The sequence below is a fragment of the Saccharothrix lopnurensis genome, assembly GCF_042658445.1.
GTDB classification, from domain to species: domain Bacteria; phylum Actinomycetota; class Actinomycetes; order Mycobacteriales; family Pseudonocardiaceae; genus Actinosynnema; species Actinosynnema lopnurensis.
Map to the genome: position 1 here is coordinate 39,104 of NZ_JBHSQO010000022.1, position 17,980 is coordinate 57,083.

Below are 17,980 nucleotides of genomic sequence, written 5' to 3' on the forward strand. Positions count from 1 at the left end.
GCCCGCTCACTCCCCCGCGGCCAGGCGGATGTCCAGCCCCGGCGCGGTGGACAGCCCCGACAGCTGGACGATGCGGGCCGGCGCGGAACCGGGGCGGAGGGTCCACGTCATCCGGTGGCCCGCGTCCCGCGCGGTCGCCGCGGCCTCCAGCAGCAGCGCGACGCCCGAGCTGCTGAGGTACTCCAGGCCGGTCAGGTCGAGGTCGACCGAGCCGCCCCGCACCCGGGCCAGCAGGTCGGCGCGGGCGGCGGCGACACCGGCCGCGTCGAGGTCGCCGGTCAGCCGCACCACCCCGTCCCCGTCCCCGTTCCCGGCGACGGGTCCGGCGGGCGGGGGCTCGGCCCGCGGGTGCCGCGGCTCGGCGGGCACCAGGAAGTCCACGGTGGTGCCGCCGGGCCCGCGCTCGAACACCACCTCGTCGGCCAGCTCGCGGATGATCTCGATGCCGCGCCCGCGGTGGCCCTTGTCCGCGGGCTCCGGCCGCCACCGGCCGTGGTCGCGCACCACCACCCGCACGTCACCGCCGGCGGTCCGGTCCAGCAGGTAGTCGAAGGTGCCGGGACCGTCCGGGTAGGCGTGGTCCACCGCGTTCGCCGCCGCCTCGCCCAGCGCCAACTGCACGTCGCACAGCATGTCGGTCGACACGCCCGCCAGCGCCGCCCAGGTCCGGACGTCGCGGCGCATGTCGGACAGCGCCTCGGGCACCGCGGGCACGTCGCGCCGGTCCAGCGGGTCGGGCACCCGGCGCAGCACCACCAGCGCCACGTCGTCGTCCTGCCCGTCCGCGAGCAGCGCGCCGACCACCTCGTCGGCCAGCTCGTCCGGCCCCGACCCGTGCGCCTTGCCCGCCACCTCGGCCAGCCGGGCCAGCCCCACGTCGACCACGGCGGTGCGCCGCTCGACCAGACCGTCGGTGTAGAGCACCACCGACGCGCCCACCGGCACGCCCACCCGGCGGTCCCGGTACGGGGCGCGGTCCGGCGTGCCCAGCACCGCGCCGCCGGGGCCGTCGGTGTCGTCCGTGTCGTCCGGGCGGTCGGCGTCGTCGTCGGCGGACCCGGCCAGGAAGCGCGCGCCCTCCGCCGAGACCAGCAGCGCGGGCGGGTGCCCGGCGGCGGACCAGCACAGCTCGCCGGTGGCCCAGTCGAAGGTCAGGCACACGCACGTGCTGCCCAGCGCGCCGGGCGTGCGGCGCGCGAACGCGTCCAGCCGCTCCAGCGCGGCGGCGGGGGAGTGGTGGTCGAGCAGGTACCCGGCCAGGGCGCTGCGCAGCTGCCCCATCACCGCCGCCGCGGTCGGCCCCTTGCCCACCACGTCGCCCACGGACAGCGCGACCGAACTCTCCCCGATCGGCAGCACCTCGTACCAGTCGCCGCCGATCTGCCCGTGCGCCGCCGCGGGCAGGTACCGGGCCGACACCGCGACCCGGGGCAGCGTCGGCAGCTCGCGCGGCAGCAGGCTGTGCTGGAGCGTCTCGGCGATCTCGCGCTCGCGCTGGAGCAGCAGCTCGCGCTCGGCCTCGACGCGCCGCCGCTCGGTGACGTCCCGCCCGATCGCCTGCAACCCGGTCGGCGTGCTCTGGATGCTCAGCTCCAGCGGCACCGCGTCGCCGTCCGCGCGCCGGAACTCCCACACGTCGCTGATCACCCGTCCCGGGGAGCCCGCCAGCTCCGCCAGCCGGGCGGCGGGCCCCGGGGCGACCAGCTCGGTCAGCGACCGCCCCAGCAGGTCCTCCCGCGCGTACCCGAGCAGCTCGCACGCGGCGGGGTTGACATCCACGAACCGCAGGTCGCGGTCGACGGTCCAGATGCCGTCCGTGGCACGTTCCACCAGCAACCGGTGTCTCTCCTCACTGGCGCGCAACGCGCGGTCGGCGTGCGTGCGCTGCAACGACTCCCAGCACCGGTTCACCACGACGGTGACCAGCTCCACGTCCGCCTCGGTCCAGTGCCGGACTGTAGCCTGGTGCACGGCCATCGCCGCGACGAACCTGCCGCCCCGCAGCAGCGGCAGGCAGATCACCGCGCGGATGCCCGTGACCCGGTAGGCGCGCAGGTCGCCGGCCCCCAGCCGCGGGTCGGCCAGGCTGTCGCGCACCACCCACGGCTCCCCGGCGCGCATCGCCCGCACCGCGCCCGCGCCGAAGGCCGACATGGCGAAGCGGCCCGGCAGCGGCGGCAGCCCGTCGGTGTAGTCGCCGCTCATCAGGAAGTGGTCCTCGTCGGCCTCCGCTTCCGCGAAGGCGCACCGGTTCACACCCAGGTGCTCGCCGAGCAGCCGCATGGCCGCCGACATCACCTCCTCGGCGTCGACCAGCCGCCGGAGCTCCCGGTCCAGCTCGCCCAGGAACCGGTCGCGCTCCTCGCGCAGCCGGGCGCCGGTCACGTCGACCAGCACGCCGCGCAGCCGCGCGGGCGCGCCGTCCGCGTCCCGCACCACCCGGACCCCGTCGCGGACCCACCGCACGGCGCCGTCGGCCGCGACCACCCGGTAGACCAGTTCGAACTCGTCGGGTCCGTCAGGGCGGGGCCGGCGATCCCGCGCGACCGCCCCCCGGTCGTCGGGGTGCACCACCGGGTCCCACGACTCCGGCGACCGGCCCGGCGGTAACCCCAGCAGCCGCTCGGCGTGCCGCGAGACGTAGGTGAGCCGCCCGGTCCGCGCGTCCGCCTCCCACACGACGACGGGCAGGTCGTCGACCAGGCTCGCCAGGTCGGTCGGCCCCGGCTCGCGCGGTCCTGTCATTCGGTGGCTCCTCGTCGGTGCGGGCACCCAGGTTAACCGCGAGCGCCCCACCGCACAGATCACCGTTGAGGGGGAGGTGCCCGCGAGGACGTGGCCGGGGTGTGATCTTCTGGTGTCCGGCGGTGTCGTTGAGCCCACAGCGCACCTGCGCGAGTGAACCCGCTCTGGAGAACGGATCCGCATGTCTTCCCACGACTTCGAAACGTCGACGAGCCGCGTCGACGAGGGCCTCACCGTGATCGCGGCACGCGGTGAGCTGGACATCGCCACCGTGCACAAGCTGCGCGAACCGCTGCTCGACGCCGTCGGCGAGGGCCGGGACGGCGTGGTCGTGGACCTGACGGACGTGCGGTTCTTCGCCTCGATCGGCATCGAGGCGCTGCTGCTGGCGCACGAGCGGACGCGCGCCGGCGGCGGTGTGCTGAAGATCGTCACGCCGCGCCTGGTGCGGCGCACCCTGACCTCGGTGGGGCTGGGCGAGGTGCTGGAGCTGCACGACACGCTGGAGGGGGCGCTGGAGTGAGCGCCGGGCCGGATCGTCAACTTTAGTCTGACGACGGCATACCGGGTCGTCCGTTAAATTCTCGTCAAGACCTTGGACGAGGGGGACGCCCATGGCCGACAACTCCTTCAGCCCGCCCGGCGCGGGGGACCTGTTCCCGCCGCCGATCCTCGGCGGGGTGACCAAACCGATGGTGCTGGTCGTGCTGTCGGTGGTGATCATCGCCGCGTTCTTCCTGCTCACCACGCGCGGGATGAGGCTGGTGCCGAGCCGGGTGCAGTTCGCCGCCGAGTCGGTCTACGACTTCGGCCGCAACACCGTCGCCCGCGAGCAGATCGGGGCGGACGACTTCCGGCCGTTCGTGCCGTTCATCGTGTCGATCTTCTGCTTCGTGCTGGTGAACAACATCTTCGGCGTCGTGCCGCTGGTGCAGTTCCCGACCATGGCGCACATCGGCTTCCCGGCCGCGGTGGCGCTGCTGCTGGTGTTCCCGCTCTACCACTACGTGGGGATCAGGCGGCACGGGCTCGTCGGCTACCTGCGCAACCAGTTCATCATCCCGGACGTGCCGAAGCCACTGAGCGCCGGGCGGGCGGCCACCGGGGCGTGGTGCCGTCGCGCACGGCCGCCCGGCTAGGGTCGCGATCATGACGGTCGTCCGCTCGCTGGTGTTGTTCGCGCTGGCCGCGCTCGCCGAGATCGGCGGGGCGTGGCTGATCTGGCAGGGCGTGCGCGAGCACCGCGGCCTGCTGTGGATCGGCGCGGGGGTGGCGGCGCTGGGCCTGTACGGGTTCGTGGCGACGGTGCAGCCCGACGCGAACTTCGGCCGCATCCTGGCCGCCTACGGCGGGGTGTTCGTCGCCGGGTCGCTGGCGTGGGGGATGCTCGTGGACGGGTTCCGCCCGGACCGCTGGGACTACGCGGGCGCGGGGATCTGCCTCGTCGGCGTGGCCGTGATCATGTACGGCCCGCGTGGCTGAGGCCCCCGGTCACGGGTTGCCGCGCGGCCGGAGCCTGCCCCCCGGCAGCGGGGGCGCGGGGAGCCGGTCGCCGGGGTAGCCCTCGACCCGCCCGAACCGCTCCGACCCCTCCTGCCACTGCTCGCGGTACCGCGCGACCTCGTCGTGGCTGCGGCCGACGAAGTTCCACCACATGACCAGCCGCTCGCCGAACGGCTCGCCGCCGAGCAGGACCACGCGGGCGGGCGCGTCCCCGGGGTTGTCCAGCCGCAGCCGGGAGGCGCCCACCCCGAGGCAGCCCAGCGCGCCGCCGGCCAGCGCGGTGCCCTCCAGCTCGACCCCGCCCAGGTCGACCAGCACGCCGTGCTCGAAGGCCGGGTCCACCTCCAGCACGAGCCGGGCGCCGGGGTCCAGCACCAGTTCGGCGCCCAGCAGCGGGGTGGAGGTGCGCACGGGGGAGGTGTGGCCGGCCAGCGTGCCCAGGAACACCCGCGCCGTCGCGCCGCCCAGCCCGGCCGGCTCGGGCACGTGGTGCTGGAAGTCCCGGGGCGCGTCGCGGTCGGCGTCGGGCAGCGCGATCCACAGCTGCACGCCGTGCAGCACGGTCGTGGCGGGGGTGGACACCTCGGAGTGGCAGATGCCGTGCCCGGCGGTCATCAGGTTCAGCTCGCCCGGCCGCACCAGCGCGTGCACGCCGAGGCTGTCGCGGTGCTCGATCTCACCGCTGAACAGCCAGCTCGCGGTCTGGAGCCCGGTGTGCGGGTGGGGCGCGACGTCCATGCCGCCGCTGACCGAGACGTCGTCGGGGCCGTAGTGGTCGGCGAAGCACCAGGCGCCGATCAGCGACCGCGACCGCTGGGGCAGCGTGCGGCGCACGGTCATCGCCCGCGGGCCGCCCAGCGGCACGTCGCGGGGTTCCAGGACCTCGACCACCGCGGCACCGGGGGCGCTCCCGCCGACCAGGGCGACCGGTTCGGCCTCGACGTTGCTCACCCGACCCATGGTAGGCGGCCCCGCCGGGGTCGCGGCCCCGATCGTGACCCGCGCCGCGCCGACCCCGCCGAGGGGCCGACTGGGCGTTCCCGTTCGCGACGAAAGTATTTCGCCGTCCCATGTGGACTCCGGCCGCTGCTTTCCGATTGGGCGGCAACTAGGTTCGGAGAGGTGACACCTCCCCACCCGGCCTGGCTGCCCGTCCCCGCGTTCCGCCCCGTCGGCTCCCGGCGCGTCCGGGTGACCGGGACCGGCCTCCTCGTCACCACCGTGCGCGACGAGGTCGCCGCCGCGGTCGCCGCGCACGGCGGCGCGCTGGTCGACGACGGTCCCGCGGACCTGGAGCTGGTCCTCGTGGGCGACGGTGGTTCCGGGGAGTTCGACGCCTCCGGGGGGTTCGGCGGCTCCGAGGAGTTCACCGTCGCGCGGGCGGGGACCACCTCGGTCCGGGCGGGCGGCGGCGCGGGCCTGCTCTACGGCTTCCACCACGTGGTGCGGCTGGGCGAGGCCGCGTTCGCCGCCGACTTCGCGCCGCGGCGCCACGCGCCCCGGCAGCCGATCCGGATGCTCGACCACTGGGACAACACGGAGGTCCACCCGTTCATGGGCCAGGTCGAGCGCGGCTACGCCGGGAACTCGATCTTCTACGCCGACGGCCGCGTGCGCGAGGACCTGGACCGGGTCGCGGAGTACGCCCGCCTGCTCGGCTCGATCGGCGTCAACCGGGTGGGCCTGAACAACGTCAACGTGCACCGCGCCGAGGCCCGCCTGCTCACCGACCTGCTGCCGGACGTGGTGCGGCTGGCCGACGTGTTCCGGCCGCACGGCGTGCGCGTCCACCTGTCGGTCGGCTTCTCGTCGCCCGTGACCCTCGGCGGACTGCCCACGGCCGACCCGCTGGACCCGGCGGTGCGCGAGTGGTGGGACCGCGCCACCGCCGCCGTCTACGCCGCGATCCCCGACTTCGGCGGGTACGTGGTCAAGGCCGACTCGGAGGGCCGGCCCGGTCCCTTCGCCTACGGCCGCGACCACGCCGACGGCGCGAACCTGCTGGCCCGCGCCCTCGCCCCGTTCGGCGGCACGGTGTTCTGGCGCGCCTTCGTCTACGACCACCGCCAGGACTGGCGCGACCGCGCCACCGACCGCGCCCGCGCCGCGCACGACCACTTCGCCCCGCTCGACGGCGCGTTCGACCCCAACGTGGTGCTCCAGGTCAAGTACGGCCCGATGGACTTCCAGGCCCGCGAGCCGGTCTCACCGGTGATCGCCGCGCTGCCGCGCACCCGGCTGGCCGTGGAGTTCCAGGTCACCCAGGAGTACACCGGGCAGCAGAAGCACGTCTGCCACCTCGTGCCGCAGTGGAGCGAAATCCTCCGCTTCCCCCTCGACGGCCGGACCGTCGGCGACCTCGTGGACGGCGTCGTCGCCGTGTCCAACGTCGGGCTGGACCGGTTCTGGACCGGGCACCCGCTGGCGCAGGCCAACCTGTTCGGCTTCGGCCGCCTGGCCTGGGACGACCGGCTCGCGCCCGATGCCGTGCTGGACGAGTGGATCGGCCTGACGTTCGAGGACCCGGCCGCGCGCGGACCGCTGCGCGAGCTGATGGACGACTCCTGGCCCACCTACGAGCGCTACACGGCCCCGCTGGGCGTCGGCTTCATGGTCACCCCGGGCCACCACTACGGCCCGAGCGTGGACGGCTACGAGTACTCGCCCTGGGGAACCTACCACTTCGCCGACCGCGACGGCGTGGGCGTGGACCGCACCCGCGCCACCGGCACCGGGTTCACCGGTCAGTACCCGGCGCCGTGGCGGGACGTCTACGAGTCGCCGGAGACCTGCCCGGACGAGCTGCTGCTGTTCTTCCACCACGTCCCGTACGGCCACGTGCTGCACTCGGGCAAGACGGTGGTCCAGCACGTCTACGACACCCACTTCGAGGGGGTGGAGGAGGTCGTGCGCATGGCGCGGGTGTGGGCGGGGCTGGAGGGTCGCGTGCCGGACGGGGTGTTCGGGCGGGTGGCGGAGCTGCTGGCCGAGCAGCTGCGGTGCGCCACCGAGTGGCGCGACCAGGTGAACACCTACTTCTTCCGCAAGTCGGGGGTGCCGGACGCGCACGGGAGGACGATCCACTGACGCGCCGGGGCAGGGGGCCGGGCGGGGATCGGGCGGTGCGGGTCGGGCGGTGCGGGTCGGGCGGTGCGGGTCGGGCGGTGCGGGTCGGGCGGTGCGGGTCGGGCGGGGGCCGGACGGGGAGGGCCGGACGGGGAGGGCCGGACGGGGAGGGCCGGGCACCGCCCGATGGTGTGGGTCGGGTCCTGCCGGACGGGCGCGGGCCCGGCCTCCACCGGACCCGCGCGAGGCTTCGGCCTCCGGACCCGTCAGGCGTCGGCCGCGACCCGCACCACCAGCACGTCCACCGCCTCCAGCACCAGCTCCCCACCCACCGCCAGCTCCCGCCCCGACAGCACGTCCACCCCCGCCACCGGGCACCGCACGACCCGCCGCGGCCCGTGGTTGAGCACGTACAGCCACCGGGTTCCGTCCGCGCCCACCCGCTCGGCCACCTCCACGTCCGGCACGTCGGCCAGCGGCCCGGCCAGGCCGTGCTCGTCCAGCACCGCCCGCACCAGCGCGGCCACGCCCGCGTCGTCCAGCAGGGTGGCCGCGTACCAGGCGCTGCCCCGCCCGCGCGCCGCCCGGGTCACGGCCGGCGACCCGGCGTAGAAGTCGGCCCCGTAGGCGCCCAGCACCTCGGCGTCCTCGACCACGACCACCTCGAACACGTGCCGCGCCGCGTGCTCGGCCCCGAACAGCGCCACCGGGTTCACCACGTCGGGCTGCCGGGCGTCGGTCTCCTCGACCCACAGCCCCAGCAGGGAGGCGAACGGGCCGTCGTCGAGGAAGGCGTTGTCGTCCTCGTCCACCCGGCCGGACAGGGCGGTGGTCACGAACGCCCCGCCCCGCTCCACGAACGCCGTGACGCGCTCCGTGACATCCCCCTTCACCACGTGCAGCAGCGGCGCCACCACCACGTCGTACCCGGACAGGTCCGCGGTCACCGGCACCACGTCCAGCGCCGCGTTCGCCTGCCACAGCGCCCGGTGGTAGGCCGTCAGCACGTCCAGGTAGCGCACGTTCCGGTTGGGCCCGTCGGACATCTCGACCGCCCACCAGCTGTCCCAGTCGACCAGCAGCGCCACCCGCGCGGGCGTGCGCGCGCCGGTCAGCTCCGCGCCGACCCGGGCGAACTCCCGCCCCAGCGCCGCGACCTCGCGGAACACCCGCGTCCCGGTGCGCCCGGCGTGGTCGAGGACCGCGCCGTGGTACTTCTCGCACGCACCACGCGACTGGCGCAGCTGGAAGTACAGCACCGCGTCGGCCCCGTGCGCGACGGACTGCCACGACCACAGCCGCAGCACGCCGGGCCGCTTGACCGCGTTGACGTCGCGCGAGGCGGTCACCGAGGGGGTCTGCTCCATGACCCAGAACGGCCGGCCGCCGCGCAGGCCCCGCACCAACCCGTGCGCCAGCGCCATCCGGGCGGCCGTGCGCGCCGCCGACGGGTCCTCCGGCGGGTAGTTGTCCCACGAGGCGAAGTCCAGGTGCGGCGCCCACCGGTGGTAGTCGACGGGCTGGTAGAGCCCCATGAGGTTGGTGGTCACGGGCGTGTCCGGGACGTGCTCGCGGATCGCCGCCTTCTCCGCGACGAACCCGCCGAGCAGCGCGTCGGACAGGAACCGGCGGTAGTCCAGGGTGATGCCCTGGAACGCGGTGTGGTTCGGCCCGCGCCAGTGCTCCGACAGCGCGGTGGGCGGCTGGACCTGCTCCCAGTCGGTGAAGGTGTGCGACCAGAACGTGGTGTGCCACGCCCGGTTGAGCCCGTCGAGGTCGCCGTGGCGCTCGCGCAGCCACCGCCGGAACGCCGCCGCGCACAGCGGGCAGTAGCACGCGCCGCCGTACTCGTTGCCCACGTGCCAGGCCACGATCGCCGGGTTGTCCCCGTACCGCTCGGCGAGCCGCCCGGCCAGCGCCACCGACAGCCGGCGGAAGTCCGGGGACGACGGGCACGCGTTGTGCCGCTGCCCGTAGACGTGCCGGCGGCCCTCGAAGTCGACCCGGCAGGCGTCGGGGTAGGCGTGCGCGAGCCACGGCGGCATCGCGCCGCTGGGCGTGGCGAGCACGATCCGCCTGCCCCCGGCGGTCGCGCGGTCGACGATCGCGTCCAGGGTCGAGAAGTCGTGGGTGTCCTCTGCCGGCTGGAGGTGCGCCCAGGCGAACACGCCCAGCGTCACGGTGTTGATCTCCGCGAGCCCGAACGCCTCGTAGTCGCGGTCCCACACCTCGCGGGGCCACTGCTCGGGGTTGTAGTCGCCGCCGTAGCCGATCACGCGGTGAACCTTTCCGTGGCGTCGCGCAGCACCGGTTCGGCGTTGCGCAGCAGGAGCAGGGTGAGCGGGGAGGCGAGCAGCACCGGCACCCAGTCCGAGGTCAGCGCGACCAGCCCGCCGCCGGCCACGACCAGCGACAGCGCGCCCAGCGCGCTCGCCGGGCGGGCCCAGAGGTAGTAGGACGCCAGCCGCGCGGTGTCCCGCGCGCGCAGCGACAGCGCGGAGGACAGCACCAGGGCGTTGGACGCCCAGACCAGCACGCCGACCGCGACCACCACCAGCAGCACCCCGTACGCGCCGGGCACGCCCGCGAGCCCCGGGTTGGCGAGGCTGAAGCCGATCACGGTCAGCACCGCCACCGCGGGCGCCCACCAGCGCAGCACGTCCAGCCAGTTGAGCCGGTAGCCGCGCCCGAAGTGGCGGGCGGGGGAGAGGTCGCGGTCGGTCAGGAAGACCCGCCAGGCGAATACCGCCGCGGACAGCGCGGGACCCACCGGCAGGAAGCACAGGCCGATCAGCGGCGCGTTGCCGCCACCGCCGGCGAGGAACACGACGAGCACGAGCGCGGGCGCGGTGGTGAGCACCAGCAGCACCTCGACCACCAGGAACCAGTACACCACCGAGGCGACGCGCGACAGGACCCCGGCGCCGATCTCGTTCGCCGGGTCCTGCCGCGGTCCGCTCACGACGACACCGACCCGGACGGGCCGACCCCGGGCAGGGCCGGTCCGGGCAGCCCCGCCCCGGGCAGGCCGACCCCGGACGACCCCGCCCCGGGCAGGTCCCCCACCAGCCGGTCGTCCGAGCCGCCGAGCAGCCGCCGGTCGTCCAGGCCCGGGTGCTCCTCCGGCCGCACCGGCAGCACCTCGACGAACGTCACCTCGTGCCTGCGGAGCGCCAGGTCGAGCAGCACCCGCCCGCCCTCGACCGCGTGCGCCCGGTGCTCCACGGCCGGCCGCGCGCAGTCCCGCAGCACCGCCAGCTCCCGGGCGCCGGGCGAGCGCGGCCGACCCAGCTCCCGCCACGCGGCGAACGCGTTGCCGTCGTGCTCGTTGACCCGCTCGCGGCGGCTGAACGCCCGCTCGCCGCGGACCGGGACCGACAGCCGCACGGTGTGCCGCTCGGGGGCCGCCCCGCCCTCGCTGCCGCCCACCGGCTGCCACGCCAGCGCGGTCACCCGGCCGTCGTCGTCGCGGCACACCAGGTGGTCCTCGCCGCGCGCCAGCACGTGCGCGCCCATGCGGGCCATGAACGCGTACAGGTGGTAGGTCGGCTTGGGCAGCTGCCGGTGGGTCAGCAGGCCGAACCCGCCGTGGAACAGGGAGGTGGGCACGTTCTCCTCCTCGAAGACGTCGCAGAACGTCCAGTAGGAGTACGAGTCCACCAGCTCCGTGCCGCCCGCCACCACCGGCGCGAGGTAGGCGGCGTTGTAGGCGGTGTCGTGGATCGGGTTGTCCGGCCGGTAGGAGGTGTTGAACTCGGTGATGTGCACCGGCAGCCCGGCCAGCGCCGTGCCCGCGAGGTGCCGGCGGGGCGCCTCGAACTGCTCCAGCAGCGCCCGGGGCGGCAGCAGCTCCTGGTAGGTGCCGAACGGGACGTGCTGGGCCGGGCCCGAGGTGTAGGCGTGCCGCGAGACGAAGTCGACCGGCACGTCCCGGGAGGTGACGAACTCGGCGAACGGCGCCCACCACTCGTCCGAGCCGGGCGAGATCGCGGGCCCGCCGACCTGGAGACCCGCGTCCAGGTCCTTGATCGCCCGCGCGGTGGTCTCGTAGAGCCGGAAGTACGCCCGCTGGTCGGCGTCCTTCCAGAAGTGCGTCAGGTTCGGCTCGTTCCACACCTCGATCGGCCAGGCGCGCACCTCGTCGAGGCCGTACCGGTCGATCAGGTGCGCCACCACCGCCCGCACCAGCGCGGTCCACTCGGCCTGGTCGCGCGGCGGCGTGATGTTGCCCTTCCACCAGAACACGGTGTCCTCGCCGGAGGCGAGCGCGGTGGGCATGAACCCCAGTTCCACGAAGGGGCGGATGCCCAGCTCCAGGAACCGGTCGAACACCTGGTCCAGGTAGGTGAACGAGTACCGGGTCTCGCCCCCCGACACCCGGTGCACGCCCATGTCGTCGGACAGCAGGCCGTGGCCCCGGACGTACCGGAACCCGATGTCCCGCTGCACCAGCGCCAGCGACTCCTGGTAGTCCGCCCGCAGCGCGAGGTTCAGCCGGCCGGTGCCGACGCAGTGGCGCCAGGACTCCGACAGGCGGCCGAGCGGCTCGGCGGGCACGACGACGTGGCTCAACTCGACAACCTCCGCACGCGGGCCGGGTCCGGCCGCCCCAACCGCGGCCGGACCCGGGTCCTCATCGCTGTTCTCCACCGCGCTGTTCTCTGCCGGGGTTCAGCCGTTCTTCTGCTTGAACCGCTGGTGGGCGCTGTTGACCAGCTCCACGTACTGGGTCATGCCCTTGGCCTCCAGCTCCTTGACGTAGGCGTCCCACTCGGAGATGTCGCGGTCGCCGAGGATGAACTGGAGCGTGCCCTGGGTGGCGGCGTCCTTGAGCGGGGTCTCCCACAGGGTGGCCTGCTCGCGCTCGTCCGCGGTGAACGGGAAGGGCGGGGGCAGCGGGTTGACCTCCTTGGCCTTCATGGCCTCCTGGAAGGTGATCTCCTCCGGGGTGAACATCGACTGGAGCAGCTCGGTCTTGCCGCCGTAGGCGAACACGCCGCCCTGGAAGCCGAAGTTCTTCTGGAGGTGCTGCGGCGCGCCGACGTTCAGGCCGCCGAAGGCCACGTCCTGCTTGAGCGCGCGCTTGCCGGAGCCGTCCTTCTCGTAGGTCGTGCCCTGGACGCCCCACTTGGCGAACTCCTGGCCCTCGTCGGAGTACCAGAGCCAGTCGATGAACTGCATCATCGCCACGAACCTGTCGCTCTCCAGCGCCTTCGCGGAGATCATCAGGCCGTTCTCCAGGCGGGTGCCGGAGATGACGTCGCCCTTCGGGCCGCCGGGCACGGTGACCTTGGCGATGGTCGCGCCCGGGATGTTCTTCAGCGCCGGGCGGTAGTCGTTGACCAGGTTCTGCGCGTTGGAGCTGATCGCGAAGGACTTGCCGTTGGCCAGCTTCTGGATGGCCGGCTCATCCTTCTGGGTGAAGCTCTCGGGGTCCATCAGACCCTCGTCCACGAGCCCGCGGAAGAACTCGATCAGCTGCTTCTGCTCGGGCGAGGAACCGGTGAAGACGAACTTGTCGTCCGAGGCGCTCCACTGCGCGTTGGAGTAGCCCCAGCCGCCACTGGTGCCGAACGAGCCCGCGGCGTAGTTGAGGATGCTCTTGCCCTCGAACCGGTCCGACAGCGGGTAGGCGTCCGGGTGCGCGGCCTTGATCGCCTTGAGGACGGTGTGGACCTCGTCCCAGGTCTTCGGCGCCTGGAGGTTCAGCCGCTGGAGCTCGTCGGTGCGGAAGGCCAGGGTGTAGTCCGGCCACAGGTTCTCGTGCACGCCGGGCAGCACGTAGAACTTGCCGTCCTCCTGCTTGAGCGTGTTCAGCTCCGGCTGGAGCTTCCACTTCTCGATCTTGTCCTTGAAGTTCGGCATCAGGTCGAGGTAGTCGCTCACCGGCAGGATCGCGCCGGAGGCCACGTACGCCTGCTCCTGGCCCGGGTAGGTCTTGGCGATGATCGCGGGCGCGTCGCCCGCGCCGACCACGAGGCTGCGCTTCTGCTCGTAGTCGCTCATCGGCACGACCGTGGGCTTGAGCGTGACGTTCGTCCGCGCCGCCAGCTCCTTCCAGAACAGCCAGTCGTCCTTGATGGCGTAGTTCGGGTGGTCGCTGTAGAGGATGCCGAACTCGACCGCCTCGCCCGCCTTGAACTGCTGCCCGGCCTTGAGGTCGGCCATGGCGGCGACCTTCTTGCCGCCCAGGTCGACCGCGCCCTCGGTGGCGGGGTCGTCGCTGCACGCCGCCGTGCCCAGCACCAGGCTGCCTGCGGCCAGTGCCAGAAGCGCGCGCTTCCACGTGGTTCTCATCGTGCTGCTCTCCTCGGGGGGACCGGACGTGCGAGGTGCGGTGCGGGGGACGGGGTCACTGCTTGACCGCGCCGAGCATCACGCCCGACACGAAGTACTTCTGGATGAACGGGTAGACGGTGATGATGGGCAGCACGGTGAGCACCATCGTCACGGCCTTGATGTTGGAGTTGACCTGCGTCAGGTCGCCCGACGCGCCGCCCACGGAGGTGGCCGTGGAGGCGCCGGAGATCATGTTGCGCAGGTAGACGGTCACCGGGAACAGGTCGGCCCGGTCGAAGTACAGGAACGCGGTGAACCACGAGTTCCAGTTGGCGACCGCGTAGAACAGCACCATCGTCGCGATCACCGCCTTGGACAGCGGCAGCACGATCTTGAGCAGGATGCCGTAGGTGTTGAGGCCGTCGATCGCGGCGGCCTCCTCCAGCTCCTTGGGCAGGCTCTCGAAGAACGCCTTCATCACCAGCAGGTTGAACACGCTGATCGCGTTGGGCAGCACGATCGCCCAGATCGTGTTCTTCATGCCCAGCTCGGAGATCAGGACGTAGTTGGGGATGAGGCCGCCGTTGAAGAACATGGTGAACACGGCGATGCCGATCAGCAGGCCGCGGCCCTTGAGGTGGTGCTTGGACAGCACGTACGCGTACGTGGTGGTCAGCACCAGCGAGATCGCCGTGGCGGTCACCGTGTAGACCACGGTGTTGAGGTAGCTGTTCCAGAACGCCGGGTCGGAGACGACGACCTCGTAGGTCCGGAGGTTGAAGCCGCGCGGCCAGAAGTTGACCTGGCCCGCCAGGATGTACCGCTCGTCGCTGAACGACTGCGCCACGATGTTGACGAACGGGTACAGCGTCACCACGACCACGACCAGCAGCACCGCGGTGTTGACGCGGCGGAAGACGCGGTAGCCCGGGGTGTCGTCGAGCGAGGTGCGGCGCGGCGCGGCCGGCTTCTCCACCCGCTCGGCGAGCCGCGTCGGGTCGGTGGTCACCACAGGCTCGTCCCCACTGCTCGGCGCGAGATCGCGTTCGCGGACAGGATCAGCGTCAGGCCGATGATCGCCTCGAACAGGCCGATGGCGGCGGCGTAGCTGAAGTTGTTCGACACCAGGCCGACCCGGTACAGGTACGTCGAGATGACGTCCGCGGTCGGGTAGGTCAGCGGGTTGTAGAGCAGCAGGATCTTCTCGAAGCCCACCGCCATGAAGGTGCCGATGTTGAGGATCATCAGGGTGATCATGGTGGGGCGGATGCCGGGCAGCGTGATGTGCCAGGTCTGCTTCCAGCGCCCCGCGCCGTCGATCCGCGCCGCCTCGTAGAGCTGGCCGTCGATCGTGGTGAACGCGGCCAGGTAGAGGATCGTGCCCCAGCCGACGGTCTGCCACACCTCGGAGGAGACGTAGATGGTGCGGAACCAGTCGGCGTCCTGGGCGAACGTGATCGGGTCGCCGCCGAACGCCTTGACCACCTGGTTGACCGTGCCCTCCACGGAGACCAGCTGGAGCACCATGCCCGCCACGATCACGATCGACAGGAAGTGCGGCAGGTAGGACACCGTCTGCACGAACCGCTTGAAGTAGCGCGTGCGGACCTCGTTGAGCAGCAGCGCCAGCACGATCGGCAGCGGGAAGCACAGCAGCAGCGTCAGCGCCCCGAGGACCATCGTGTTGCCGAAGACCTGCCAGAACGTCGGGTCGTCGAGGAACATCTTGACGTAGCGCAGGCCCACCCACGACTCGCCGTAGATGTCGCCGCCCGGCACGAACCGGCGGAACGCGATGACGTTGCCCAGCATCGGCAGGTACCGGAACACCAGGAAGAACAGCAGCGGCACGAGGACGAGCGTGTAGAGCTGCCAGTCGCGGCGGATCGCCCGCCGCCAGCTCTCCCGCCCGCGCCCCTCGCGGACCCGCGGGGGCTTGCGGACCGGTTCGCCCGCCGCGGACACCGGTTCGCGGACCTGGGTGGTCACGAGCCCGCCACCTCCTTCACGGTCGCGGTGGTCAGCCAGTCCCGGGTGTGGTCGACCGCCCGGGGCGGGCCCACGAGGTCGAGGGCGACCTCGTGGTGGACGTCGGCGCTCGACCGCGACACGCGCAGCCGGACCTCGCCGGGTTCGACCACGCGCCGCCCGTCGAGACCGGTGAACGAGGTGACGTCGGCGGGCACGCGGAAGCGCACCCGCGCCGTCGCGCCGGGGGCCAGCGGCACCCGCGCGTAGCCGACCAGCCGCACCACCGGGCGCGTGACCTGGGCGACCGGGTCGTGCAGGTACAGCTGCACCACGTCCGCGCCGGCGCGGGCGCCGGGGTTGCGCACGTCCAGCTCCAGCTCCACCGCGCCGTCGGTGGGCCAGTCCGCGCGGTCGACGCGCGGCGCGGACCAGGTGAACTCCCCGTAGCCCAGGCCGTGGCCGAACGGGAACGCCGGCGTCGGGTCGACGTCGGAGACCTCGCTGCGCAGGCCGAGCCCGGCCGACAGGTAGGTGCCCGGCTGGCCGGAGGGGTCGGCCGGGATGCTCACCGGCAGCCGCCCGGAGGGGGACACCGCGCCGGTCAGCACGTCGGCGATCGCGCGACCGCCGAGCTGGCCGGGGAAGAAGCACTGCACCGCGGCGGCCGCGCCGGCGGCCAGGTCGCCGACGGCGTACGGGCGCCCGGTGATCAGCAGCAGCACCACGGGCGTGCCGGTGGCGAGCACGGCGCGCACCAGGTCGCCCTGCGGACCGGGCAGCACCAGGTCGGTGGCGTCGCAGCCCTCGCCGGAGGTGCCGCGGCCGAACAGCCCCGCCAGGTCGCCGACGGCCACCACGCACACGTCCGCCGCGGCCGCGGCCTCCACGGCCGCCGGGTCGACCCCGCCGTCCCGGACCTCGCAGCCGCGCACGTGGGTCACCTCGCCGTGCGCCTCGCGCAGGGCGTCGAGCACGGTCGGGATGTCCAGGCCCAGCGGCACGTCCGGGTGGTGCGCGCCGATGTGCGCGGGGAAGGAGTAGCAGCCCAGCATCGCCATGGGGTCGTCGGCCTGCGGGCCCACCAGGGCGATCCGGAGGCCGGGCCGGAGCGGCAGCACGCCGTCGTTCTTGAGCAGCACCACGGACTCCCGCGCGAGCCGCAGCGCCACGTCCCGGGCCTCCGGGGTGTCCAGCCGCAGGTCGTCGACGTCCGGGGGCAGCGGGGACCAGTCGGGGTCGAGCAGGCCCAGCTCCACCTTCTGCGCCAGCACGCGGCGCAGCGCGCGGTCCACCAGCTCCTCCGGCACGTCACCGCGCTCCACCGCGCGCCGCAGCGGTTCGCCGTAGCAGCGCACGGTCGGCAGCTCCACGTCCACGCCCGCGGCGAGCGCCAGCGCGGCGGCCGCCTCCTCGTCGGCGGCGACGCCGTGCAGCGACTCCAGGAACTTGACCGCGAAGTAGTCGGCCACGAGGGTGCCGGTGAAGCCCCAGGTGTCGCGCAGCAGCCCGGTGAGCAGGCCGCGGTCGGCCGCCGACGGCACGCCGTCGACCTCGCTGTAGGAGTGCATGACCGACCGGACGCCGCCGTCGCGCACGGCCATCTCGAACGGCGGCAGCACCACGTCCGCGAACTCGCGCGGGCCGATCGCGACCGGGGCGAGGTTGCGCCCGGCGCGGGAGGCCGAGTAGCCCGCGAAGTGCTTGAGCGTGGCGACGACGCCCGACTCCTCCAGCCCGCGGACGTAGGCCGTGCCGACGGTGCCGACCAGGTAGGGGTCCTCGCCGATGGTCTCCTCGGTGCGGCCCCACCGGTAGTCGCGGGTGACGTCCAGGACCGGCGCCAGCCCCTGGTGCACGCCCGCGGCCCGCATCGACGCGCCGATCAGCCGGGACATCTCGGCCACCAGGGCGGGGTCGAAGCTCGCGCCCCAGGACAGCGGCGCGGGGTGCGCGGTGGCCCGCCAGGCGGCGAACCCGGTCAGGCACTCCTCGTGCACCAGCGCCGGTATCCCGAACCGGTTCGCGGCCACGACCTGCTCCTGGGACAGCGCGAGCGAGCGCGCCCCGGCGGACGGGTCGACCGGTCGGGTGCCGAACGGCCGGGTGAGCTGGCCCAGGCCGTGCGCGATGACGTCCGACCAGGCGGGGGGAGCGTCGGTCAGGTCCCACTGGTGCGGCGCGACCTCGCCGCCGGCCGGGTCGGCGCCCACCCAGAGGCCGACCAGCTGGGCCAGCTTCTCGCGGAGGGTCATGGCGGCGACGAGCGACCCGACCCGTTCGGCCGCCGGCAGGCGCGTGTCGCGCCAGGCCGGCGCGTCGGGCGGTGCGGTGTCCGTCGTCCTGTTCCCCATCGACCAGGTTCCTCCGCAGTTCACGTCTTCGTGAAGGCCGAAAGTATCGGCTCGAATGCCGACAT

Annotated in this window: 12 protein-coding genes and 1 pseudogene; 4 read left to right on the forward strand and 9 right to left on the reverse strand. The window is 73.5% G+C overall.

What is annotated here, in order from left to right; genetic code table 11:
• Positions 1–6 precede the first annotated feature (6 nt).
• Positions 7–2,745 (reverse strand): SpoIIE family protein phosphatase, encoded by a 2,739-nt coding sequence (locus tag ACFP3R_RS21410; RefSeq protein WP_380638137.1) that lies wholly within the window; start codon positions 2,743–2,745, stop codon positions 7–9.
• A 181-nt stretch (positions 2,746–2,926) separates the two neighbouring features.
• Between ACFP3R_RS21410 and ACFP3R_RS21415 the strand changes: the two genes are divergently transcribed.
• From ACFP3R_RS21415 to ACFP3R_RS21425, 3 genes and pseudogenes are all read left to right on the forward strand, one after another.
• On the forward strand, positions 2,927–3,268 hold the full coding sequence (locus ACFP3R_RS21415; protein WP_380638138.1) for an STAS domain-containing protein: 342 nt from the start codon (positions 2,927–2,929) through the stop codon (positions 3,266–3,268).
• 91 nt (positions 3,269–3,359) lie between these two features.
• Positions 3,360–3,827: pseudogene (locus ACFP3R_RS21420) on the forward strand (F0F1 ATP synthase subunit A); the annotation flags it as partial.
• A 67-nt stretch (positions 3,828–3,894) separates the two neighbouring features.
• Entirely contained in the window at positions 3,895–4,227 is a 333-nt protein-coding gene (locus ACFP3R_RS21425) for a YnfA family protein (RefSeq protein WP_380638139.1), read from the forward strand.
• Positions 4,228–4,236: 9 nt separating this feature from the next.
• On the opposite strand, the gene ACFP3R_RS21430 is transcribed toward ACFP3R_RS21425, so the two are convergent.
• Positions 4,237–5,199, reverse strand: a complete 963-nt coding sequence (locus tag ACFP3R_RS21430; RefSeq protein ID WP_380638140.1) for a pirin family protein — start codon at positions 5,197–5,199, stop codon at positions 4,237–4,239.
• A 171-nt stretch (positions 5,200–5,370) separates the two neighbouring features.
• Between ACFP3R_RS21430 and ACFP3R_RS21435 the strand changes: the two genes are divergently transcribed.
• Positions 5,371–7,335: an alpha-glucuronidase gene (locus ACFP3R_RS21435; RefSeq protein ID WP_380638141.1), complete on the forward strand. Its 1,965-nt coding sequence runs from the start codon at positions 5,371–5,373 to the stop codon at positions 7,333–7,335.
• A gap of 245 nt (positions 7,336–7,580) precedes the next feature.
• Here the strand turns inward: ACFP3R_RS21435 and ACFP3R_RS21440 are convergent, their stop codons facing one another.
• From ACFP3R_RS21440 to ACFP3R_RS21470, 7 genes are all read right to left on the reverse strand, one after another.
• Positions 7,581–9,590, reverse strand: a complete 2,010-nt coding sequence (locus ACFP3R_RS21440) for a beta-galactosidase (protein WP_380638142.1) — start codon at positions 9,588–9,590, stop codon at positions 7,581–7,583.
• Positions 9,587–10,276, reverse strand: a complete 690-nt coding sequence (locus tag ACFP3R_RS21445; RefSeq protein ID WP_380638143.1) for a glycosyl transferase — start codon at positions 10,274–10,276, stop codon at positions 9,587–9,589. Before ACFP3R_RS21445 ends, ACFP3R_RS21440 begins: the two co-directional genes overlap by 4 nt.
• Complete coding sequence (locus ACFP3R_RS21450; RefSeq protein WP_380638144.1) at positions 10,273–11,886, reverse strand: GH39 family glycosyl hydrolase; 1,614 nt, start codon at positions 11,884–11,886, stop codon at positions 10,273–10,275. The genes ACFP3R_RS21445 and ACFP3R_RS21450 overlap by 4 nt, the downstream gene beginning before the upstream one ends.
• 99 nt (positions 11,887–11,985) lie before the next feature.
• Positions 11,986–13,611 carry an ABC transporter substrate-binding protein gene (locus ACFP3R_RS21455; RefSeq protein ID WP_380638145.1) on the reverse strand — a complete coding sequence of 542 codons (1,626 nt, stop codon included), beginning with the start codon at positions 13,609–13,611 and terminating at the stop codon, positions 11,986–11,988.
• A gap of 55 nt (positions 13,612–13,666) precedes the next feature.
• On the reverse strand, positions 13,667–14,602 hold the full coding sequence (locus ACFP3R_RS21460; protein ID WP_380638146.1) for a carbohydrate ABC transporter permease: 936 nt from the start codon (positions 14,600–14,602) through the stop codon (positions 13,667–13,669).
• On the reverse strand, positions 14,599–15,582 hold the full coding sequence (locus tag ACFP3R_RS21465; protein WP_380638147.1) for an ABC transporter permease: 984 nt from the start codon (positions 15,580–15,582) through the stop codon (positions 14,599–14,601). The genes ACFP3R_RS21460 and ACFP3R_RS21465 overlap by 4 nt, the downstream gene beginning before the upstream one ends.
• Entirely contained in the window at positions 15,579–17,915 is a 2,337-nt protein-coding gene (locus ACFP3R_RS21470; RefSeq protein ID WP_380638148.1) for a beta-xylosidase/alpha-l-arabinosidase, read from the reverse strand. Before ACFP3R_RS21470 ends, ACFP3R_RS21465 begins: the two co-directional genes overlap by 4 nt.
• Positions 17,916–17,980 lie beyond the last annotated feature (65 nt).